The following is a 20,883-nucleotide window of genomic DNA, read 5'->3' as shown; positions in this document are numbered from 1 at the left end:
GCCCCGACCATGTGGCGAAGGTAGAACAGGAGGCACCCACGGTTCAAGGGGGAGCCGCTCGGGGGGAGTTCCGGCGCGGGCTCGTGCGGTGCGGGGATGTCGAAGCCGCCGTACGGACCCGCGCCGGATCGCGCGCCCGGGCGCGACAGGCACGGAACGGGGACGGAACACCTTGCGCGAGAACAGCCTGGAGCCGGTGACCGTACCGGCCTGGCCTGCACCCGGCGACCACGCCCTGCTGGGCGCCAGGGACGGCCTGTTGGTCGTCGACCTGCACGGCGACATCGATCTGGCGACCGCCACCCCGCTGCGCGAGTGGCTGGACTCGGTCGTCGCCCTGCACGCGCCCGCCTATGTCGTCGATCTGCGCCGTACGACGTTCATCGACTCCACCGGACTCAATCTGGTGCTGCGTTTCCGCCGCCGGGTGCGGGAGCACGAGGCGGGCTTCGCCGTGGTGTGCGCCCCGCGCACCGTGCGCCTGTTGCGGGCGCACGGCACGCTGGACGTCCTCGATCCGGCGCCCGGTCTGCCGGAGGCGGCCTCCAGGATCGCCGGCCGCTGAGACTCAGACCCGGTCGGCCGCGATCAGCAGATACTGGAAGCTGCCGTTGCGGTAGGCGGTCAGGAAGGTGTCCTCGATGCCCGTGACCAGATGGTCGGCCCGACTGCGCAGCGCCCAGTAGGGGATCGTGTCCTGGGTCAGATCCTGGACGTGGACGGGCACCAGCCGGTTGCGGGCCATCGCCCGGAAGTACTCCGACCTGGGGTGGATGTCGCAGATGTAGTGGGCGTTGATGAGGGACACCTCGCGCGAGGCCCGGCCGTAGGTGTCGTCGTAGCAGCCGGTGATCACCACATAGCGTCCGCCGCGGCGCAGCAGCCGCGCGTGCTCGGCGAACAGCAGGTCCAACTCGACGTACATCGTGGACTCGTTGTTCCAGGACGCGGCGAACTCCCCTGTGGGGAAGCCGGTGTCGAGCATGTTGCGGTGGTGGTAGCGCACCTTGCCGTCGATGCCCCGGGCGCGGGCCTGCGCGTTGGCGAACTCGGCCTGCTTGGCGGAGATCGTGACCCCGTCGGCCCGGCAGCCGTAGCGCAGATGCGCCACCACACTGCCTCCGCCGCGCCCGCAGCCGGCGTCGAACACCCGGTCGTCCGGGGTGAGTTGGCCGAGGTGGGAGGCGAGCAGCTCGGCCTGGGCGTGTTCCAGGCGGTGCAGTTCGGCGGTGAGCCGTTCCCGGCGCCGGACGGGGTCGGGGTCCTCCAGTACGGACTCGTCGGCCCCGCCGATTCCGTAGTGGTGGTGGTACAGGTCGTCGATCTGTCCGAGGGCGAGGTTGACCGGGTTCTCTTCGGCGTTCCAGTAGTCCGCGACACGGTTCTGGTACGTGGACTGGGTCGGCACCGGTGGTGCTGTGGTGCCGGCGTCGGTGGTGGTCAACGGTGACTCCTAGCGTGGTGCGTCCGACGGGACGTCAGGGACCGGACTCTTACCAGTAGTTGGGCAGGTGGTAGCGGTGGGTGTTGGTCGCGTGCCACTCGTGGTTGCCGGACACCCAGGCGGCCAGACCCTCGGTATAGCGCGCGACGAGGGGCGAGGCGGCGGACAGCGCGGCGGACTCCTCGTCGAAGGCGTCCATGATCCGGTTGTGGATCTCGACGGACTTCAGATAGGCGGCCTTCAGCCCGCACCGCTCGTTGGCGGCGACGACCTGCGGGAGGTTGAGATGGTCCGGGTCGCTGGCCAGTTCCTTGGTGAAGGAGTACAGGTCGTTGACGATGGTGGTGGCGTTGCAGGCCAGGGCCGTGACCCGCTGGATCTCGGGCCGGGCATAGAGCTGCTCGGGCAGTTCGTAGCCGTCGACCGCGTCCACGATCGACAGACAGGGCCGGAAGTTGTTGAACTGCCGCATCACCAGGTACTCCCAGACCCGCGGCTTGTACCGGATCTCGGCCCACGCGGCCTCGGCGAGATAGCCGAGGTGCAGCCGGGCCAGATCGTGCACGATCCGGTCGGTCTGGCTGGGGGTGGCGAGGAGGGCGTAGTCCTGGATCGCGAAGTGGTACGAGCGCAACGGGCCGTCGGCCTGCACGCCCTGCCGCCACTCCGCCTCCAGTTCGGGCGTGCCGTGGTACGGGTCCAGCGCCGACTGGGCCATGATCAGCCGGCCGCCGAGGCCGCGGTGCGCGCCGCCCTTGCCCTCGTCCTCCTCGCAGTAGCAGCTGTCGACGATGTTCTCGGCGAGCAGCAGCTTGCCCGCGGCGGTCAGCCGCTCCAGGTCGACCGCCCCCGGGTGCTGGAGCACCACGGCCCGGCCGAGCTGGAACCCGGCGAAGTCCCCGTCCCACGCGGCCGGGAACAGATCGAGGCCGCGCGCCCAGGCCTCCAGTCTGCGGTCGAGCTCCGCGGCCTTCTCCGGGTCGGCGGGTGCCGCCGGACGGTAGGTGAGTCCCGGGATCGCGCCGGTGCGCCGGGCCCGCAGCGTGCCCGCCAGGTTCGGCGGGCCGGGCAGCGAGAGGGAGGTGGTCATGAGTTTCTCCGGGCCGTCACTCGGCGGTCCTGCCGATCTGTACGTTCTCCAGGATTCCCGCCGCGTCGGGGACCAGGATGGCCATCGAGTAGTACGCGGTGACGAGGTAGCGGATGATCGCGGCCGAGTCGATGCCCATGAAGCGGACGTTCAGCCCTGGCTGGTACTCCTCGGGGATACCGGTCTGGAACAGGCCGACGACACCCTGGTCGGCCTCACCGGTGCGCAGCGCGATGATGCTGCTGGTGTGCTGCGGGGAGATCGGGATCTTGCTGCACGGGAAGAACGGCACCCCGCGCCAGGCGGGGATCTCGTGCCCGTCGATGTTCGCCGTGCCCGGCACCAGACCGCGCCGGTTGCACTGCCGGAAGAAGGCCGCGATCGCCTTCGGATGGGCGAGGAACAGCTTGGTCTTGCGTCGCATGGCGAGCAGTTCGTCGAGGTCGTCCGGGGTCGGGGGGCCGGTGAAGGTGCTGATGCGCTGGGTGTAGTCGATGGTGGGCAGCAGCCCGAACTCCCGGTTGTTGACCAGCTCCCACTCCTGCCGCTCGCGGATCTCCTCGATGGTGAGCCGCAGTTGCTGCTGGGTCTGGTCCATCGGATCGTTGTAGAGGTCGGCGACCCTGGTGTGCACCCGCAGCACGGTCTGGGTGAGGGACAACTCGTACTCGCGCGGGGCGAGTTCGTAGTCGACGAAGCCGCCGGGCAGCGTCGGCTCGCCCACATGGCCGGCCTGCACCGGCACATCGGCCTCGCCCTTGCGGTTCATCGGCAGCCGCTGCCGCTCGGCGTACGCCTCCAGATGGGCGGCCAACGACGGCACGCGGTCGGTGAATTCGGAGACGACGTCCCAGGGCAGGACGAGCAGCACGCCCGCGGTCTCGGCGCGCACGGAACTCAGCCACAGCGGATCGGACTGTCCTATGGCCTCGTCCCCCATCTGGTCGCCGTCGGTGACGACCCCGAGGATCTCCTCGTCGTCGTAGGGTCCCGCGGCGTAGCGGGTGAAGCGGCCGTGGGCGACCAAGTAGGCCTCGGTGACGGGCTGTCCGGCCTCGAACAGGACCTGGCCCGCGCGTACTTCGCGGACCCGGAACCGGGTGGCGATCTCCTTCAGGACCTCCGTGTCGGAGTACCCGCGCAGCACGGGCAGTTCGGTGAGCGTCTGGGGGATGACCTTGATGTCGTCGGCGCCGTTCTGCTCGAACCGCACCCGGCCGCGGCCGACGCTGAGCTGGAGCCGCCGGTTGACCCGGTAGGCGCCGCCCTTGACGTCCACCCAGGGCAGCATCTTCAGCAGCCAGCGCGAGGTGATGGCCTGCATCTGCGGTTCGGACTTGGTGGTCGTGGCGAGTTGTCGGGCCGCGACGGTGCTGAGGCTGGTGAGTGGTCCGTTGTCGGCCGGCTCGGGGGCGGAGTCGTCGGTGGCCGGTCCGTTGACGCTTTCCGGAGTGGACACATTCCCTCCCGGGAGGTGAACAGGGGTGAGCGCGTCGTCGGTTTACAAGCCAAACAGTCCTGCCCAGCACCGGTAACCGCGCGAAAGGGGCGGCTTCACGTCCCGCAGGTCGTAAACCCGCCGGTCGGGTCGGGGACGGCGAGGGCTCGTGCCCGCACCCCGGCGTGCGGGGCGCGCGGGCGCGGTGCCGGGCGATTCGGGCGTTCGCCGCGCGCCCCGCACGCCTGGTGACTAGCGTGAGAATTCGGACAACGAGATCCAGCCAACCCGACCTACCGGAGAGGGCCGCAGCCATGGCCATACAACCTGAAGGAACCCCCTGTTGGGCCGACGCGATGTTCGGCGACGTCGAGGGAGCCAAGAGTTTCTACGGCGACGTCCTCGGCTGGACCTTCGGCGAGTCGTCGTCGGAGTACGGCAACTACACGCAGGCCTACGTCGACGGCAAGGCCGTGGCGGCCGTCGTACCGCCGATGCCCGGCCAGGAGGGGCAGTCGCAGTGGTGCCTCTACCTCGCCTCGCCGGACGCCGCGGCGACCGCGGCGAAGATCCGGGAGAACGGCGGCGAGGTGCTGATGGAGCCGATGCAGGTCGGCGAGTTCGGCACGATGTGCCTGGCCCGTGAGCCCAGCGGCGCCGTGTTCGGCGTCTGGCAGGGCGGCACCCACGAGGGCTTCGAGGCGTCGGGCGTGGCCGGCGCGTACGCCTGGGCCGAGATCTTCACCCGCGAGCCCGCGAAGGCGGACGGATTCTTCCCGGCGGTCTTCCCGTACTCGGCGAAGAGCATGGACGACTCCGGCGTCGACTACCGCGTCTACAACATCGGCGAGGACACGGTCATCGGACGGATGCAGATGGGCGACGAGTTCCCGCCCGAGGTGCCGTCGTACGTCAACGTCTACTTCGCGGTGGACAACTGCGACGACGCCGTCGCCAAGGCCACCAAGCTCGGCGGGATCCTCCGCTTCGGCCCCATGGACAGCCCCTTCGGGCGGTTCGCGGCCCTCAGTGATCCGCAGGGCGCCTCGTTCTCGGTGATCGACATGAGCACGACCGAGGGCGAGATGCCGCAGATGACGGACGTCTGACCGGGCGGGGCGGCCGTCAGCCGGCGGCCGTCCACCAGGCGGGGGCGCAGGCCACGGCCGCGTCGACCATGTCGTCCTTGGTGACCGCCGGGTCCTCCAGCCATGCCCTGATCGCGCCCGCGAAGCCGTGGGCCAGAAACTGTGCGACCACCCGGCGATTGGCCTCGGGAAGCCCCGGGCGGTCGCCGGCGGCCATGAAGGACAGCGTGTAGTCGCCGAAGTGGCGCACGAGCGCGTCGTACACACCGCTGTCCGCCGGATCCGTGAGGGCGTGCCGGTAGACCGGCAGATACCGCTCGACGTGGTCGGCGACCTCCGCCGTGGCCAGTCGGAGCAGTGCGGCGGCCGAGTGCCCGCCCTGTGCGCGGGCCTCGGCCTCGCGGCGGTGGCCGCGGTCCAGATCGGCCTGGAGCACCTGGATGAGCAGGTCCAGCGGGGAGCTGTAGCGGTTGTAGAACGTGGCGCGCGTGACCCCTGCGCGCTCGGCCAGCTCGGCGACGGAGATTCGGGAGACGGACCGCCGCGCGGCGAGCTCCACGACGGCCTCCTCGAAGGCCCGCGTCGTGCGGGTGACGCGTGGATCGATCCGCTGGTTCAGCGCTCCGCCCTCCTGGGGTTCACGTTGCACTCTGTCATGACGAGTGATTTTATACACATGTCAAATAGTGCGGCGAAAGGAACGGTCATGGCCTCGCACACCGCGATCTCGCCCCAGGAGGCCGCCGACCGGCTGGCCCTTCGCGAGCTGATCGACGCCTACGCGCACTGCGCCGACCGGCGGGACGCCAAGGGGCAGATGGCCCTCTTCGCCGAGGACACCCGTTTCCTGGTCTTCATGGACGCCACCGCGGCGGAGCCGACACAGGAACTGCACGGCCGCGAGTCCCTGGCCCCGGTCTTCGACAACCTCAACGTCTACCGGGCCACCACGCACTTCAACGGACAGAGCACCATCACCCTGGACGGCGACCGGGCGAGCGGCGAGAGCTACTGCCTGGCCCACCACGTCTCGGTCGACGAGTCCGGGCAGCGCACCCTCATGATCGCGTCCATCCGCTACCTCGACGAGTTCACCAAGCGGGACGGCGACTGGTACTTCGCCGAACGTCGGCTGATGGTCGACTGGACCGAGACGCGGCCCTCGACGCCCTGACCTCGGCGCGGGGTCACGTGGCGGGTTCCTCGTAGTGGGACACGCGGTTGGCCACGGCGAGCACCCAGGGGGTGCCGAGCAGCACGACGAGCGCCAGGCCGAGGACGAGCGGAGCCGGGCGCAGGGCGCCGACCCCCACGGCCAGGACGGCCATGGCGACGCAGGTGCGGGCCAGGGGCCGGTAGAGCCCGGGGTTCTCGCTCCAGGCGCGCAGGGTCGCCGCGAGTGCCATCGTCGCGCAGAGCACGACGGACGCGCCCCCGCAGAGCACCCAGGCGGTGGCGGCGGGCGTCCGGCTGTCGTGGGCGTGCTCGACGAGGCCGACCATCGCGGCGCCCATGGCGGCCACCGCGGCCGTGATCGGCAGATGCACCACCATCCACAGCAGGGCGCTCGCCCGTGCGTCCCTCGGCAGCCGGTGCCCCGCGAAGTCGAAGTAGGTCCACCACGCGCCGAAACCGACCACCACGGCGACCAGGCCGACGGCCAGGGTGAGCGCGTCGGTCGGCTCGTGGGCCAGACCGTCGACCACCCCGGTCACGTTCTCGCCGAGCACGATGATGATGAACAGCCCGAACCGTTCCGTGAGCGCGTCGGTCACGCTGAGCGCGACCACCCGTTCCGGGATCGCCCTCCCGATGATCAGCACGAAGCCCAGCAGATAGCCGACGGCCAGCACACCCCACGTGAGGACGCGGGCGTCCGCGGACAGGGCCGCGCTCGCCGCCAGCACGAGAGCGCAGGCCGCCGTCCCCGTCACGTACAGCATGCTGGGACGCCGGAATTCGGCCGTGTCGCTGCGGGACGCGAGCAGCCACAACAGGGCCAGGACCGCGAACAGCACCCCCGCGTCCACGGCGAACGCGGCACCGCGCGCGTCGCCCGCCTCCGGGATGAACGCGCCCAGCGGCACGAGCACCAGGATCTGCAGCAGGAACATGCTCCGGCCGCGGGCGTCCTCGTGCCCGTGCAGTTCGTGGTGCAGGCTGCCGTTGAGCCAGGCGATCCACACCAGCGCGAACACCGCGGCGAACAGGCCAAGACCGTGCCAGTCCAGCTCCCCGGACAGATGGTGGGCGGCCTGCGCGACCAGCACGACCACGACCAGGTCGTAGAAGAGCTCCAGCGGACCGACCACCCGCTCGCGCGGCTGCTCACCGTGCGGACGCGGGGGCCGCCACAACTGGCGGCGCACCCGGGCCCATTGCTCCTGTCGCGAGGTCATGCGCGCAGCGTAGAGGGGGGACGGGCGAGATCCTCGGACAGGGGCCGCGCGTGTCCGCGGGGCGGCCGACGGGGTCCTTCGGCCGTACGGGGCGGCGCGGACCCGGGGGTACGGCCATGGCATGATCGGGCGCATGCGTGAACGAGTGGTGGCCGCCTGTGACGGGGCTTCGAAAGGAAATCCCGGGCCCGCGGCCTGGGCCTGGGTCGTGTCGGACGACGAGGAGAGCCCGGCCCGCTGGGAAGCCGGACCGCTCGGCAAGGCGACCAACAACGTCGCCGAACTCACCGCGCTGGAGCGCCTGTTGACGGCGACCGCACCGGACGTACCGCTGGAGATCCGGATGGACTCGCAGTACGCCATGAAGGCGGTCACCACCTGGCTGCCCGGCTGGAAGCGCAACGGCTGGAAGACGTCCGGCGGCAAGCCGGTCGCCAACCAGGAACTGGTCGTCCGCATCGACGAACTGCTCGACGGCCGCTCGGTCGAGTTCCGCTACGTCCCCGCCCACCAGGTCGACGGCGACCCGCTGAACGACTTCGCGGACCGCGCCGCCAGCCAGGCCGCCATCGTGCAGGAACCGGCGGGGAGCGACCTCGGTTCCCCGGAGCCGCCGCCTTCGCCCGACACCCCGAAGAAGTCCGCCCGTCCGGCCGGTGCCAAGTCGGCCCGGAAGGGCGCGAGTTCGTCCTCACGCACCATCAAGGCGAAGTTCCCCGGCCGCTGTCTGTGCGGGCGCGCCTATGCGGCCGGCGAACCGATCAGCAAGAACGGCCAGGGCTGGGGTCACCCGGAGTGCCGTACCGAGAAAGTGGACTAGACAATTACAGTCGCTCCGCTTTAACGGTCGTGCGCTGTCCGGGAATTCGGCCTCGCAAAGGTCGGACTTAATAGTCGGACCGGTCTCGGCGGATATGGCCGCACCGAGACCGGCTCGAGGTCGCGACTACTCGTTTGTCATATGCCGCGACGCGTTCATATCTCCAAACTCGCCTCGAGGCGCTTGAGGTTGTGCCTCGCCAGCGCCAGATTGCTGCGCTCCCGGTCGAGTGCCAGGTACAGGAAGAGCGAGCCGTGCACGCTCGCCAACGGTCGGATCAGGTGGTACTGCCGACCGAGGGTGATCAGGATGTCCTCGATGCGGTCGTCCAGGTTGATGGACTTCAGCGTGCGCTGCTTCGCCCGCACGACCTCGGTGTTGCCCGCCCCCGCGACCTCCAGGTCCAGATGCGGCCCGCCGCCCAACGCCCCCAGCGTCATGCCGCTCTCGTAGTCGACAAGGGACACCCCCAGGGCCCCGTCGATAGTCATCGCTTCCTTGAGCGTCGCCTCAATGTTCACGTGGTGCCTCGTTTCCCTCACGAGCCGGCAAGACAGTGATCTCGCCATGAAAACGGTCTCAATGCGAACCGTGCGGGTAACAGACAACACCATCTTTGGTCAGAGTTGCGATAGTTGGCAAATAAAGTAGTCTGCTCGCCAGAGTGACTGAAGGGGGGGCCTTTGTCATCGCTCGACGCCGCACTGGGCCGTGCTCTGACCGCGCCCGGTATCAGCGGAGCCATGCTGCTCGATGCCGTCACCGGCCTCTCCTATGCGGAGTCCGGTGATGTGAGTGGCAGTCAGGATTCCTGCGAAATAGCGGAGATCGCCCGTACCCGCCTCATCCGGGCCGGTGCGTCGGGGGAGTTGGAGAGCGTCATCGTGACCACCTCCACCCGCCATCTCGTGACGCTCGAACTCCCGCGGCGGGGCGACCCCTTGCTGCTGTGCGCGACCGTCGACCGCGAACGCACCAACCTCACCTGGGCGCTGCGCGAACTGCACCGGCACGCCGACGAGTTGCTGGCATGACCCAGTCCGGCACCGAGGAACCGCTCGCCGACTCCCGCAACGTTCCGGCGCTGTTGTCGGCCCTCCGGGACCGGGCGCGCTCCTGCACCGTGCGCGTCACCGGCACCCCGGGCGGCTCCATCCATGTGCGCGACGGACTCGTGGTGGCCATGGAGACGCCCGGCGCACCCGGCATCGAGGGCCTGTTGCTCAGATCGGGCCGGATCGGCGAGGAGGCGTGGTCGGAGGTCCGGGCCTCCGACACCACCCACGAACACCTCGCCGACGAACTCGTGGAGCGTGGGCTCGTCGGCGCCGGCGAGCTCGAAGTCATCAGCCTGGGCGCGCTGTTCGACGCGGCCTTCGCGCTGTCCCTCGCCGTACCCGACACCTGGGAGGTGGCCGATCCCGTACCGGCGCTCCACCGCAACGCCGGCGTCACCCCCGAGCGACTCCTCGACGAGGTGTCCCGGCGGATCAACCTCCTTGCCGGGGAACCCGGTTCGGCCGCCGCCCTCGCCCGCACCCGCGTCCGCTCGGTGCCCGCCGCCGGTCTCCCCGGGACCGCCGCCGGGCTGCCCGCCCGACACCGGCAAGTGTTGGCCCACGCGGACGGCCGCGGCACGGCGAGGGACATCGCCTTCGCCCTCGGCCGAGGTCTCTTCGCCGTGATGATGGACCTACGGCATCTGCTGGACCGCGGTCTCGTCCAACCGCACACCTCCTCGGCGGACATCAGGCCCAGCACGGCGGCCCGCGGCGCACCCACCGCGCCCCTCACCGGGATGTCCACCGCACCCGACTCCGCACCGCTCCCGCGCCGCCGCCCCGGTCGGAATGCCGCACCCGAGCCCCGGCCCCACGACTGAACGACCTGCCCAGCCCCGCCCGTCCGCGCCGAGACGCCCCGCGGACGCACCGGACCCGACGTGACCGGATCCCTTCCCGCCTCGTTGTCCCACCGCCTGCACGCAACAGGAAGAAGACGCCATGAGCGACCCCGTGACCGACCTCCTCATCGCCCTGCGGGACAACGTAATGGGAGTCACCGAATCCACCCTGGCCACCAGCGACGGTCTCGTCGTGGCCAGCGACGCGAACAAGACCCACCCCGAGTCCATGGCCGCCCTCGCGGCGGCGGGCCTCGCGCTCGGCCACCGGCTCGCCGACCACGGTGGCGCGGGACAGCTCCGCGAGATCACCGCGCGGGGCAGCACGGGCCACGTCATCGTGACGGCCGTCGGAGACCGCGCGCTGCTCGCCGTGGTGGCCGACGACGGCCTCGACGAAGCCGCCTTCCGCCGCGAGATCCCGGCACTCACCGCGGAACTCCGCCGTCACCTCGACAAGGACGTCTGATCGACGAGGACGTCTGAGCCGTCCCGGTTCTCTCATCGGTCCTGTGCGGGGTGACGCGAATTCCGTGCCGCCCCATCCTGCTACTCTGCGGATCCACTTGACCACTTTGAGTAAAACCCAGGGGTGTGCGCGTGAAGGTCGCCTGTGTCGGAGGCGGGCCCGCCGGTCTGTATCTCTCGATCCTGCTGAAGCGGCAGGACCCGTCCCACGACATCACCGTCTACGAGCGCAACCCCGAGGGTTCGACCTACGGCTGGGGCGTCACGTACTGGCGCGGACTGCTCGACCAACTCCGGGCGTACGACCCCGAGTCGGCCCAGGCGGTCGACGAGCACTCGGTGCGCTGGAGCGACGGCGTCGCCCGCATCCGGGATCTGACGACCACTCAGCCCGGTGACGAGGGCCACGGCATCGGCCGCCACCGCCTCCTCAAGATCCTCGCCGAACGGGCCCGATCCCTGGGCGTACGGCTGGAGTTCGACCACGACATCACCGCCGACGACCTCCCCGACGCGGATCTGATCGTGGCCGCCGACGGCGTCAACAGCGCACTGCGCACCCGCCACGCCGACCACTTCGGCGCCGAACTCAAGCCCGGCCGCAACCAGTACATCTGGCTCGGCACCAGCAAGGTCTTCGGCTCCTTCACCTTCGCCTTCGTGGAGACCGACCACGGTTGGATCTGGTGCTACGGCTACGCGTTCGGCCCCGAGGGCAGCACCTGCGTCATCGAGTGCGCCCCCGAGACCTGGACCGGCCTTGGTCTCGACACCGCCGCCGAGGCCGACGGACTCGCCCTCCTGGAGAAGCTCTTCGCCGACCTCCTCGACGGCCACTCCCTGATCGGCCGCGCCTCCGCCGACGGCAGCGCCCAGTGGCTCAACTTCCGTACCCTCACCAACCGCACCTGGCACCGCGACAACCTCGTGCTGCTCGGCGACGCAGCCCACACCACCCACTACTCGATCGGCGCCGGCACCACCCTCGCCCTGGAGGACGCCATCGCGCTCGCCGACGCCCTGCGCGACCACACCGAACTGCCGCAGGCGCTCGCCGCCTACGAACAGCGCCGTAAATCCGCGCTGTTGTCCATTCAGAGCGCCGCCCGCTACAGCGCCCAGTGGTACGAGAACCTCCAGCGCTACATCCACCTGCCCCCGCACCGCATGTTCGCCCTGCTCGGCCAGCGCCACTCGCCGCTGCTGCCGTACGTCCCGCCGCAGGTCTACTACGGCATCGACAAGGCGGCCGGACGGCTGGAGGCGCTGCGCCGGTTCAAGCGCTGGCTCGGCCCCAGGCTGGCGCGCACCGTCCACGCGCGGGCGCTCGCCTCCCGCAAGTAGGGCGCCCGGCTCCCGGAAGCAGGGGCGTGCGGCTCACGCGCGCATTGGGTGAATGGCTATTCACCGGATAGGGTGAATAGCCATTCACCATCTTTACGTGTCCGCTGGAGTGCCCATGGGCCAGCCCGTCCCGATACCCGACCCGCCCGGCACCACCGGGCGGACCCCCTTGCGGGACCGGCTCACCGTCCCGGTGCTGGCCTTCGGCGGGATCCTGATGGCGGTCATGCAGACCGTGGTCGTCCCCCTCCTGCCCTCCCTGCCCAGGCTGACCCACTCCTCCGCGGGCGCCGTCTCCTGGATGGTCACGGCGACCCTGCTCTCCGGCGCCGTCCTCACGCCGGTACTCGGCCGGGCCGGCGACATGTACGGCAAGCGGCGGGTCCTGACAGGCGCCCTGAGCCTGATGACCGTCGGCTCGGTCATGTGCGCCCTGTCCTCCGACATCCGCGTGCTCATCACGGCCCGCGCCCTCCAGGGCGCCGCCTCCGCCGTCGTACCCCTGTCGATCAGCATCCTGCGGGACGAACTGCCTCCGGAACGCAGGGGCAGCGCGGTGGCGTTGATGAGTTCCACCGTCGGCATCGGCGCCGCGCTCGGACTGCCCCTCGCCGCGCTGATCGTCCAGTACTCCAACTGGCACGTCATGTTCTGGGCGACCGCAACCCTCGGCGCGATCGGTGTCTCGGCGATCTGGTGGGCGGTGCGCGAGTCGCCCGTCCGGGAACCCGGCCGCTTCGACGTGCTCGGCGCGCTAGGACTGGCCGCCGGCCTGGTGTGTCTGCTGCTCGGCGTGTCCCAGGGCGGTCAGTGGGGATGGGGCAGCCCGCGGATCCTGGCGCTGTTCCTCGGTGCGGTCGTCGTACTCGCCGTCTGGTGGTGGCAGCAGCTGCGCACCGAACTCTCGCTGGTGGACCTGCGGTTGGTGTCCCGGCCCCGGGTGGGCCTGTCCCATGTCGCGGCCCTACTGACCGGCTTCGCGTTCTACGCCAACTCGTTGGTCACCGCCCAGCTGGTGCAGGCGCCCAAGGCCACCGGGTACGGGCTCGGACTGTCGATCGTCGAGACCGGCCTGTGCCTGCTGCCCGGCGGCATCACCATGCTGCTGCTCTCACCCGTCTCGGCCCGGATATCCGCTGCCCGCGGTCCGCGCATCACGCTCGCCATCGGGGCCGCGATCATCGCGCTCGGCTATGTGGTGCGCATCGCCGACAGCCACGACCTGTGGACGATCATCCTCGGCGCGACCGTCGTGGCCACCGGCACCACCTTCGCCTACTCGGCGCTGCCCACGCTCATCCTGCGCGCCGTCCCGGCCGGCCAGACCGCGTCCGCCAACGGCGTCAACGTCCTGATGCGCACCATCGGCCAGGCCGTCTCCAGTGCCGTGGTGGCCGCCGTGCTCGTGCACCACACCAGCCTGATCGGCGGACGCCCGCTGCCCACGCTGCACGGATACCTGATGGCGTTCGGTATCGCCGCCGTGGTCGCCCTGATCGCCTGCGCGACGGCGCTCACCATCCCCGGTGACGCCACGCCCGACAAGGCGCGGGGCACGGACGGCCGTACCCGGGGCGCGCGGGACGAGGCGCTGGAGGGAGCATGAGGGCCGTGAGCACCCCACCCACCGCGTCCCCGCCCGCACGCCGGGACGCCGAGGCGACCAAGGCGGCCATCCTCAGGGCGGCCCGCTACCTCCTCGCCCGGAACGCGCACGCCGACATCACCCTCAAGGTCGTGGCCGAACGCGCCGGTGTCAGCGCCCCGTTGATCCTCAAGTACTTCGGCAACAAGGAAGCCCTCTTCGCCCGCGTGATGTCCTTCGAGTCGGACGCGGAGGCCCTGCTGGATGCCCCGCTCGACGAACTCGGCCGCCACATGGTCCGGCACGTCCTGGTCAGCCAGCGCGAACGGGGCGCCGACCCGCTGCTGCGCATCGCGTTCGCGCCCCTCCAGGGCGACCACGGGGACATCCTGCGCGTCAACTTCCGCGCCCAGGTGGTCGACCGCCTCGCCGGACGGCTCCCCGGCCCCGACGCCGCCCTCCGTGCCGAACTGGCCGTCTCCACCGTCCTCGGCCTCGGCGTGATGTACGGCATCGCACGCGGCACCCGGCTGCGCGAGACCGCGACGGACGTCATCGTGGACCGCTACGGGCCCACTGTGCAGGCCCACTTGGACTCCTAGGCGTACCGGCGAGCCCTGCGGTACTGCCGGGCCAGAACCCGCAGTGTGGCGAACGCCGACGGCCCCGTGTCGCGCAGCAGGACCCTGCCTCCTGCGCGTCGTACCGCGCCGAGCCGCAGTTCCTGGACGGCGAGCAAGGCGTCGAGGAACGGCCGGTGTTCCGCCGCGACCAGCGCGGGAAGCGCACGGCAGCTTGCGAGCGTGGTCTCGGCGAGGTCGGCCTGCGCCCGGACCACCTGGTCCAGCGCGGGCACGCACGCTTCCGACCTGCTCCGCAGATCCTCGAACTTCAGCCCGTGCCGGGCGAGTTCGTCCCGGGGGATGCCGATGCGGTCGTTCTCGGCGTCCTCGCGTAGGTCGGCGAGGAAATCGCTGCGCTGCCAGCCCTCGATCAGATCCCGGCACCCCTGGATGAATGACTTGTACGTTTCGGGGTCGGCCGGCGCGAGCAGCGACGCGGTCAGCATCAGGGCGGGCAGCGAGTAACTGTCCACGTACGCCTGGAAGTCGGCCTCCGTCTCGAAGCCGGTCCAACTCGCCTCGACGGGAGCGCCGTCGAGGAAGGCCCGCACCCGGACCGCCATGTCCGGATGACGGCGAACCGTGTCCCAGAGCGCCAACAGGCCGTCCTGCTCGGGTGGTTCGCCGCCCTCCAGAGCCGCCGTGGTCTCGGCGTCCCAGGCCGCGAGGGCCGCCGCACGCGCGTCCACTGCACCCGTGTCGATGAGTTCGTCGGTCGTGTGCATGTAGGCCACCGCGGCGACGACCGGCGGATGCAGCTCCGCCGGCAGCAACAGCCGTACCGCCACGTACTCGTGCAGCGCGAACCTGCGGACGATCCCGCGCTGGGCGTCGTAGGCGCGCCGCAGTCGCGCGTCGGTGATGCCCGCCTTCGTCAGCGTGGTCGGCCAGCTGGTCACAGCTCTCCCTGTGTCAAGATCCCGGACACAGCCTAGTCAGTGCTAGCCGAACAGCCGGTCCAGGAAGGCGTTCCCGAACACCCCGTGCGGGTCGAGCCGGTCGAAGGTCCCGGCCGCCTGCCCCCACACCGACTCCCCGAACGAACCCGGGACCGCCGTCCCCAGCACCTGCTCGTCGCTCCACGCGGCCTGGTCGGTGTAGGCCCAGCCCTTGGACCACTCGACCCGGGTGCCGTCGAACGAGCGGAACAGGAACTGCTCCAACTCCCGCAGGAATTCCTCCGCGTAGGGCGTGCCGGGCAGTGTCAGGACGTCCAGCCAGACGGCCGTGTCCCACTCGGGGTGCTCGGCGCTCGGCCGCAGCGCTGACAGCAACGGGGCTCGTGCGCCGGTGAGTTCGGCGTCGGCGGAGTGGTCGAGGCCGGTCACCCGGATCTCGACGGTGCCGTTGACCGGGAACCGGCCGAGCGCGGCGTACGCGGCGAGCCGCTCCCGGTAGAACTCGGTGAACTCGTGCACCACGCGCTGCACTTGGGCGAGTGCGGTGAGCACGGCGTAACCGTTGGCGGTCTCCCGAAGTGTCGTCGGCCTGACGTAGAGCAGCGTGTTCTTCGACGGCCCCCAGATGTCCGCCGACAGCGTCGCCGTCAACCCCAGCGCGGCGACGTCGAGTTGGGCGTTGCCGAGCACCGGTGCCAGATACCACGCGCCGTCGGACAGGATCCGCCCGACGAGATCCGCGACCAGCGTCGGCACGTTGTCGGAGAACGGATAGTTGTACGGCGACGAGACGCGTCGCGAGGTCAACGGCTTGGTCGGTGCGACGCTCCACACCTTCAGCCAGGGGAACTCGGTGAACGCGAACCAGATCGCCTCGGCCCGCCCCGCCTCGTCCAGGAAGCTCGCGAAGGTACGCCCGTCGGACCCGGGCGCCGCGAAGAGTTCGGTGGCCGGGATGTCCGTACGGCTCAGACAGCGCAGATTCGCGTTCGCGCCCACGCGCAGCACGACCTCGGTGACCAGTGAACGCCCCAGATGGGTGAGGAGCGCCGCGCAGTCCGCCTCGTCACGGGTGTAGGTCCGCAGGACGTACGCGCCGGTGTCCGAGTCCCACACCACCGCCGTCAGCGACAGCACCAGATTGCTGAGCGACCCGAACGTGTGCCCGGCCGTCCGCTCCTCGCCCTTCGCCGGTACGGCCGTGCCGTGCGCGTCGATGGCCAGGGCGCCGCCGAGCGTCAGATCGCCGGGGGCGGGGGCGGCGGTGAGACCGAGGCCGTGCCCCTCCAGGAACGTGAGCAGCGCCTCCAGGGTGACACCGGTGCCGGCCCGGACGGCCGAGGCGGAATCCAGGGTCAGGCCGGTGAGGTGCGGGGCGGTGTCCACCAGCAGCACCGGCGCGTCGGACGCCGTACCGGACTCGATGGTCAGCGGTGACCAGCCGTGCGAGGAGCCGCGGGCGCGGACCCGCCGGCCGTGCTGCCAGGCCCAGTTGACGACGGACACCACCTGGTCGGCGTCGGTCGGTGCGCAGGCCCACAGCCCGTCGGCGGTGATCTCGCCGACCCAGTTGCGGTACGCCGAGCGGTAGAGGTCGACCTCGGCCGGGAAGTCGGGCAGTTCGGCCGCGGCGAGGGCCGGATCGGCCGTCAGGAGGACGGGCACGGTGGCCAGGGCCGCCGCCGAGAGGAGGAAGCCACGACGGGTCCAGGGAGCGGAACTGCCGTTCCCTGATTGGAGGTTGTTCGCCACATGATCGGTCACGCGCACACGCTAGGCGGGAGTTGACACGAGTAGGCAGCCTGTCGAACTGGTTCACCCGTGTGAGTGAAGGATTCACAGCCGGCGGCCCGGAGGAGCCCGTTCCGCGGATGTCGGTGCCGGATGACAGACTGGTGACATGGACGAACGTGTAATCGGCAGGTCGCAGCAGCAGGCATCCGTCGTCGGTCTCGGCACCTGGCAGCTGGGCGCCGACTGGGGAGACGTCGACGACAAGGAAGCCCTTGCCGTGCTGGAGGCGGCTGCCGAGTCGGGGGTGACCTTCTTCGACACGGCCGACGTGTACGGCGACGGGCGCAGCGAGCAGACCATCGCCACCTTCCTCGCCGGCCGGCCCGATCTGCATGTCCTGGTCGCGACGAAGATGGGCCGGCGCGTCGACCAGATCCCCGAGAACTACGTCCTCGACAACTTCCGCGCGTGGAACGACCGTTCGCGCCGCAACCTCGGCGTCGACCGCATCGACCTGGTGCAGCTGCACTGCCCGCCGACGCCGGTCTACTCCTCGGACGAGGTCTTCGACGCCCTGGACACCCTGGTCGCGGAGGAGCGCATCGCGCGGTACGGCGTCAGCGTCGAGACCTGCGCGGAAGCCCTCACCGCGATCGCCCGGCCGAACGTGACCAGCGTGCAGATCATCCTCAACGCGTTCCGCATGAAGCCCCTGCTCAAGGTGCTCCCGGCCGCCCAGGAGGCGGGCGTCGGCATCATCGCGCGCGTGCCGCTCGCCTCCGGTCTGCTGTCCGGCAAGTACACCAAGGACACGGTCTTCCCGGAGAACGACCACCGCACCTACAACCGCCACGGCGAGGCCTTCGACCAGGGCGAGACCTTCTCCGGCGTCGACTACACGACGGGCGTCGAGGCCGCCGCCGAGTTCTCCGCGCTGGCCCCCGAGGGATACACCCCGGCCCAGCTGGCCCTGCGCTGGATCATCGACCAGCCCGGTGTCACCACGGTCATCCCCGGCGCCCGCTCACCCGAACAGGCCCGCGCCAACGCGGCGGCGGCCGGACTGCCCGCCCTGTCCGAGACCACGCTCAGCGTGATCCGAGACCTCTACGACCGCCGGATCAAGGACCAGGTGGAGGGCCGCTGGTAGCTCCTGGCGCTGATGGGAGGGGCCTTCTGCTCAGCGGGTCTCCGTTTGAACGGCCGGCGGTCCGGTTACACGGACCGCATGACCCAGGACGACCGGCGGACAGGACGCGACGAGTCCGACGAGGAGCGCGCGGACCGGATGTGGGGCGAGCTCATCCAGGAGGTCCGGGTCGCGCAGACCGGCGTACAGATCCTCTTCGGGTTCCTGCTCACCGTCGTCTTCACTCCCAAGTACGACCAGCTGGAGCACGCGAACCAGATCCTCTACGTCGTGACCGTCGTCCTCGGCGCCACCGCCACCGGAGCGCTGATCGGCCCGGTCTCCCTGCACCGCCTGGTCTCCGGCCGGAGCGTGAAACCCCGGGCCGTGCGCTGGGCGTCCCGGCTGACCTTCGTCGGCCTCGTCCTGCTGCTCGCCACCATGACCGCCGCGCTCCTGCTGGTCCTCCGGGTCGCCACCCACTCCGCGTACGTGCCCTGGCTGGTCGCGGGGGTGGTCACCTGGTACCTGCTGTGCTGGTTCGTGCTGCCCATGTGGGCGCGGTACCGGCATACGACCCGATGACCCCGAGCCGCGCCAGCTGCCGGTCGTGGACCCGGCTGAGCAGCAGTACCGAGAGCGTGGCGCCGATCAGCGCGCAGAACATGTCCCACTGTGTGTCCCACACATCCCCCTGCGTGGCCAGGAACGCGTCCGCGCTGTGGCCGCCGATCACGGCAGCCGCCCACTCGAACAGCTCGAAGAGGGCGCTGAAGGCGAGGCACGCGCACACGGTGAGCGGCGCCAGCCAGCGACTGCCGCGCAGGGGCGAGGTGCGGACGAGCAACTCCCGTACCAGGAGCGCCGGTACGAAGCCCTGCATGAGGTGGCCGAAACGGTCGTAGGGATTCCGGCTGAGTCCGAACGTGTCACGGACCCAGTCGCCGACCGGCACCTGCGCGTAGGTGTAGTGGCCGCCCACGGCGAGGACCAGCGCGTGCGCGGCGAGCAGGCAGCACAGGAGGCCGGTGAGGGGGAAGCGCCGCCAGGTGAGGACGATCACCGGGAGTCCGACGAAGATCCACACGGTCTCCAGGAACCACGTCGTGCGGTCGTGCGGACGCCATGCCGAGAGGGCCATGCCGACGATCACCAGCGCGACCATGGCGGCGGGCAGCCGGCGCCGCGGCGCGGAAGCGAGAACGGACACGATGGGGCTCCCTTGTCGTGGGGAGCCCCATCGTGTCCGAAGGCCGAAGCCGCTGCATGAGTACGGCTACTCAGCCGGAGTGGTGCTCTTGCGCAGCGCGGTGAGGCAGCTGTCGATGGCCTGCTGGAGCTCCTCAAGACGCTTGACCATGTCGTCCTCGAAGAAGTCCTGGGCGTCGTCGAAGGTCAGCTCCTCGAACACCTTCGTGGCCTTCTGGAGGCTGCTGTAGAACTTCGTCCGCCGTTCCTGGACGCGGAGTTCGGGGTCGGCCTCCACCGTCTCGACGACCAGGTTCTTCATGGTGTCGTAGGCCTCGGTGGCCCACTCGCCGGTGTCCTCGCCCTCCTCCAGCTCGTCGAGCAGCGAGAGGTGGCGCTCGGCCTCCTGGCGTACGTCGAGGGGCGCGTCGACGGTCTGGCCGGCGGGGGTCTTGATCTGGCCGGACTCGGCGATCTGGCGGACGTAGCCGATCCGGTCCGCCGAGCGGCTCTCCGTCGCGACGGCCTTCTTCAGGTCGTCGGTGCGGACCACGTCGCGGGCCAACTCGGCCTGCAGCTCGGGGTCTTCGCGCACGCGGTCGAGCAGCGCCTGCCGGGCCGCCCGCGCGGTGGACGGGTCGGCGAGGATCGCGGCACGCAGCGCGGTCGGGTTCTCCGCGACCTCAAGGGCCTTGGTGGGGCGGATGCCCTCCGCCTCGGCGGCCTCGGAGATGGCGGTGCCGCGCTCGGAGGTGGCGGAGGAGCGGGAGACGTAGTAGTTCAACCACACGTCGGCGTCCGGGAGTTCGACCTCCTGGCCGGGGGCCAGCTCCTCGAAGTGCGGGACGAGACCGTCGTCCGCGGCCCGGTCCCAGGCCTTGTAGTAGCGCATGACACGCTCGGGGGAGCAGTCGGCGAGTTCGGCGAACTCCTTCGCGGACACCTTCGGCGTCTCGTCCGCGCTCTGCCCGCCGGGCCGTACGCTGCGCGCCACCTTCAGGCCGAAGGCCCAGCCGCCGGTGCGGGCGTAGGCTCCGAACTCGTGCGCGTCCCGGGCGACGAGGCCGGCGTCGTCGAGGGCGGTGAAGGACGTCTCGGCCTGGTCGATCACTACGGTCAAGGCGGACTCTCCTGGGCTTGAGATGAGGCATGGTGCGAACAGGCAGCCTATATCCACCCATTGCCGCTGGTTTGAGTGCCCGGCCCTCGCGTCGCCGTCAGTTCACCGACCGCTTGAAGGTCTTGAAGAAGGTCTGGAGCGCCTGACGGTTGGCCGCGTCGTTCCACTCGTCGGCGGGCGTCGTCCACCGTAGCGAGAAACTGCGCCCGCCGCCGATCAGGAAACCGCGCCCGAGCGTACGCACCTTGTTGTCGCCGGTGCCGGAGAACCACTCCAGGTCGGCCGCCTTGTCGCCCTGGTACGTCGTGGCCTTGATGTCGCCGATCTGCTGGAAGCCCTCGGTCTGCTTCAGCCCCGGCAGGACGTCGTCGCGCCAGACGGCGACCGGGTCCGGGCCCGCCTGCGTGCTGTACGTCACGGCCAGCGTGCGCGGGTCGCCCGAGGCGCCGAAGGTGACGCGGTAGGCGATGTCGCCGTCCTTCTGGGTGTCCACCACCTTCCAGCCCTTGGGGAGCGCGACGGAGAAGCCCTCCGGCGCCTTGAACACCCGGAATCCGGCGGGCAGCGCGGAGGCGGTGGGGGAGGGGGACGGGGACGCGCTGGCCGAGGGC

General features: G+C 70.4%; 22 protein-coding genes and 1 pseudogene. 12 read left to right on the top strand and 11 right to left on the bottom strand.

Annotation, left to right across the window (positions count from 1 at the left end; all coding sequences use genetic code 11):
• Positions 1-172 precede the first annotated feature (172 nt).
• Positions 173-565: an STAS domain-containing protein gene (locus JHN45_RS25660; RefSeq protein WP_234468475.1), complete on the top strand. Its 393-nt coding sequence runs from the start codon at positions 173-175 to the stop codon at positions 563-565.
• A gap of 3 nt (positions 566-568) precedes the next feature.
• Here the strand turns inward: JHN45_RS25660 and JHN45_RS25655 are convergent, their stop codons facing one another.
• From JHN45_RS25655 to JHN45_RS25645, 3 genes are read right to left on the bottom strand one after another with little or no spacing between them, the layout of a single operon-like run.
• Complete coding sequence (locus JHN45_RS25655) at positions 569-1,444, bottom strand: geranyl diphosphate 2-C-methyltransferase (RefSeq protein WP_200712424.1); 876 nt, start codon at positions 1,442-1,444, stop codon at positions 569-571.
• Positions 1,445-1,493: 49 nt separating this feature from the next.
• Positions 1,494-2,534 carry a family 2 encapsulin nanocompartment cargo protein terpene cyclase gene (locus tag JHN45_RS25650; RefSeq protein WP_201050794.1) on the bottom strand — a complete coding sequence of 347 codons (1,041 nt, stop codon included), beginning with the start codon at positions 2,532-2,534 and terminating at the stop codon, positions 1,494-1,496.
• A gap of 16 nt (positions 2,535-2,550) precedes the next feature.
• Entirely contained in the window at positions 2,551-3,993 is a 1,443-nt protein-coding gene (locus JHN45_RS25645) for a family 2B encapsulin nanocompartment shell protein (protein WP_201050793.1), read from the bottom strand.
• Between the two features lie 293 nt (positions 3,994-4,286).
• Between JHN45_RS25645 and JHN45_RS25640 the strand changes: the two genes are divergently transcribed.
• Entirely contained in the window at positions 4,287-5,081 is a 795-nt protein-coding gene (locus JHN45_RS25640) for a VOC family protein (RefSeq protein ID WP_201050792.1), read from the top strand.
• 16 nt (positions 5,082-5,097) lie between these two features.
• Here JHN45_RS25640 and JHN45_RS25635 read toward each other — a convergent pair whose 3' ends face one another.
• Positions 5,098-5,709, bottom strand: coding sequence for a TetR/AcrR family transcriptional regulator (locus tag JHN45_RS25635; RefSeq protein WP_201050791.1), 612 nt, complete (start codon positions 5,707-5,709; stop codon positions 5,098-5,100).
• Between the two features lie 57 nt (positions 5,710-5,766).
• Here JHN45_RS25635 and JHN45_RS25630 point away from each other — a divergent pair, with 57 nt between their 5' ends.
• Entirely contained in the window at positions 5,767-6,234 is a 468-nt protein-coding gene (locus JHN45_RS25630; protein WP_201050790.1) for a nuclear transport factor 2 family protein, read from the top strand.
• Between the two features lie 13 nt (positions 6,235-6,247).
• Here JHN45_RS25630 and JHN45_RS25625 read toward each other — a convergent pair whose 3' ends face one another.
• Positions 6,248-7,459 (bottom strand): low temperature requirement protein A, encoded by a 1,212-nt coding sequence (locus JHN45_RS25625; protein WP_236584090.1) that lies wholly within the window; start codon positions 7,457-7,459, stop codon positions 6,248-6,250.
• Positions 7,460-7,580: 121 nt separating this feature from the next.
• Between JHN45_RS25625 and JHN45_RS25620 the strand changes: the two genes are divergently transcribed.
• The gene (locus tag JHN45_RS25620; RefSeq protein ID WP_200712418.1) at positions 7,581-8,279 is read left to right on the top strand and encodes a ribonuclease H; all 699 of its coding nucleotides are present in this window, start codon (positions 7,581-7,583) and stop codon (positions 8,277-8,279) included.
• 155 nt (positions 8,280-8,434) lie between these two features.
• On the opposite strand, the gene JHN45_RS25615 is transcribed toward JHN45_RS25620, so the two are convergent.
• On the bottom strand, positions 8,435-8,800 hold the full coding sequence (locus JHN45_RS25615) for a hypothetical protein (protein WP_200712417.1): 366 nt from the start codon (positions 8,798-8,800) through the stop codon (positions 8,435-8,437).
• A gap of 162 nt (positions 8,801-8,962) precedes the next feature.
• Between JHN45_RS25615 and JHN45_RS25610 the strand changes: the two genes are divergently transcribed.
• The 6 genes from JHN45_RS25610 (at position 8,963) to JHN45_RS25585 (ending at position 14,181) form a co-directional block, all read left to right on the top strand.
• Positions 8,963-9,313, top strand: coding sequence for a hypothetical protein (locus JHN45_RS25610; protein ID WP_200712416.1), 351 nt, complete (start codon positions 8,963-8,965; stop codon positions 9,311-9,313).
• The gene (locus JHN45_RS25605) at positions 9,310-10,161 is read left to right on the top strand and encodes a hypothetical protein (protein ID WP_201050789.1); all 852 of its coding nucleotides are present in this window, start codon (positions 9,310-9,312) and stop codon (positions 10,159-10,161) included. Before JHN45_RS25610 ends, JHN45_RS25605 begins: the two co-directional genes overlap by 4 nt.
• 121 nt (positions 10,162-10,282) lie before the next feature.
• A complete protein-coding gene (locus JHN45_RS25600; RefSeq protein WP_200712414.1) occupies positions 10,283-10,651 on the top strand; it encodes a roadblock/LC7 domain-containing protein in 369 nt (122 codons plus the stop codon).
• 131 nt (positions 10,652-10,782) lie between these two features.
• Positions 10,783-11,994, top strand: coding sequence for an FAD-dependent monooxygenase (locus JHN45_RS25595; protein WP_200712413.1), 1,212 nt, complete (start codon positions 10,783-10,785; stop codon positions 11,992-11,994).
• 115 nt (positions 11,995-12,109) lie between these two features.
• Positions 12,110-13,600 carry an MFS transporter gene (locus JHN45_RS25590; protein ID WP_201050810.1) on the top strand — a complete coding sequence of 497 codons (1,491 nt, stop codon included), beginning with the start codon at positions 12,110-12,112 and terminating at the stop codon, positions 13,598-13,600.
• On the top strand, positions 13,597-14,181 hold the full coding sequence (locus tag JHN45_RS25585; RefSeq protein ID WP_201050788.1) for a TetR family transcriptional regulator: 585 nt from the start codon (positions 13,597-13,599) through the stop codon (positions 14,179-14,181). The genes JHN45_RS25590 and JHN45_RS25585 overlap by 4 nt, the downstream gene beginning before the upstream one ends.
• On the opposite strand, the gene JHN45_RS25580 is transcribed toward JHN45_RS25585, so the two are convergent.
• On the bottom strand, positions 14,178-15,101 hold the full coding sequence (locus tag JHN45_RS25580; RefSeq protein ID WP_201050787.1) for a squalene/phytoene synthase family protein: 924 nt from the start codon (positions 15,099-15,101) through the stop codon (positions 14,178-14,180). The genes JHN45_RS25585 and JHN45_RS25580 overlap by 4 nt on opposite strands.
• A gap of 42 nt (positions 15,102-15,143) precedes the next feature.
• The gene (locus tag JHN45_RS25575; RefSeq protein ID WP_374195642.1) at positions 15,144-16,865 is read right to left on the bottom strand and encodes a cholesterol oxidase substrate-binding domain-containing protein; all 1,722 of its coding nucleotides are present in this window, start codon (positions 16,863-16,865) and stop codon (positions 15,144-15,146) included.
• Between the two features lie 136 nt (positions 16,866-17,001).
• Between JHN45_RS25575 and JHN45_RS25570 the strand changes: the two genes are divergently transcribed.
• Both JHN45_RS25570 and JHN45_RS25565 read left to right on the top strand, forming a co-directional pair.
• A complete protein-coding gene (locus JHN45_RS25570) occupies positions 17,002-17,985 on the top strand; it encodes an aldo/keto reductase (protein ID WP_201050786.1) in 984 nt (327 codons plus the stop codon).
• 78 nt (positions 17,986-18,063) lie between these two features.
• Entirely contained in the window at positions 18,064-18,549 is a 486-nt protein-coding gene (locus JHN45_RS25565; protein ID WP_200712409.1) for a DUF6328 family protein, read from the top strand.
• Here the strand turns inward: JHN45_RS25565 and JHN45_RS25560 are convergent.
• From JHN45_RS25560 to JHN45_RS25550, 3 genes and pseudogenes are all read right to left on the bottom strand, one after another.
• Positions 18,482-19,129 (bottom strand): DUF2238 domain-containing protein, encoded by a 648-nt coding sequence (locus JHN45_RS25560; RefSeq protein ID WP_201050808.1) that lies wholly within the window; start codon positions 19,127-19,129, stop codon positions 18,482-18,484. The genes JHN45_RS25565 and JHN45_RS25560 overlap by 68 nt on opposite strands.
• A 111-nt stretch (positions 19,130-19,240) precedes the next feature.
• Complete coding sequence (locus JHN45_RS25555; RefSeq protein ID WP_201050807.1) at positions 19,241-20,263, bottom strand: hypothetical protein; 1,023 nt, start codon at positions 20,261-20,263, stop codon at positions 19,241-19,243.
• Positions 20,264-20,369: 106 nt separating this feature from the next.
• Positions 20,370-20,883, bottom strand: a pseudogene (locus tag JHN45_RS25550) (serine/threonine protein kinase); the annotation flags it as partial.

Origin of the sequence: Streptomyces sp. MBT53, assembly GCF_016654115.1 — a bacterium.
Taxonomy (GTDB): Bacteria; Actinomycetota; Actinomycetes; order Streptomycetales; family Streptomycetaceae; genus Streptomyces.
The sequence above is the reverse complement of the archived record's forward strand: the minus strand, read 5'-3'. Positions and strand labels throughout refer to the sequence as shown.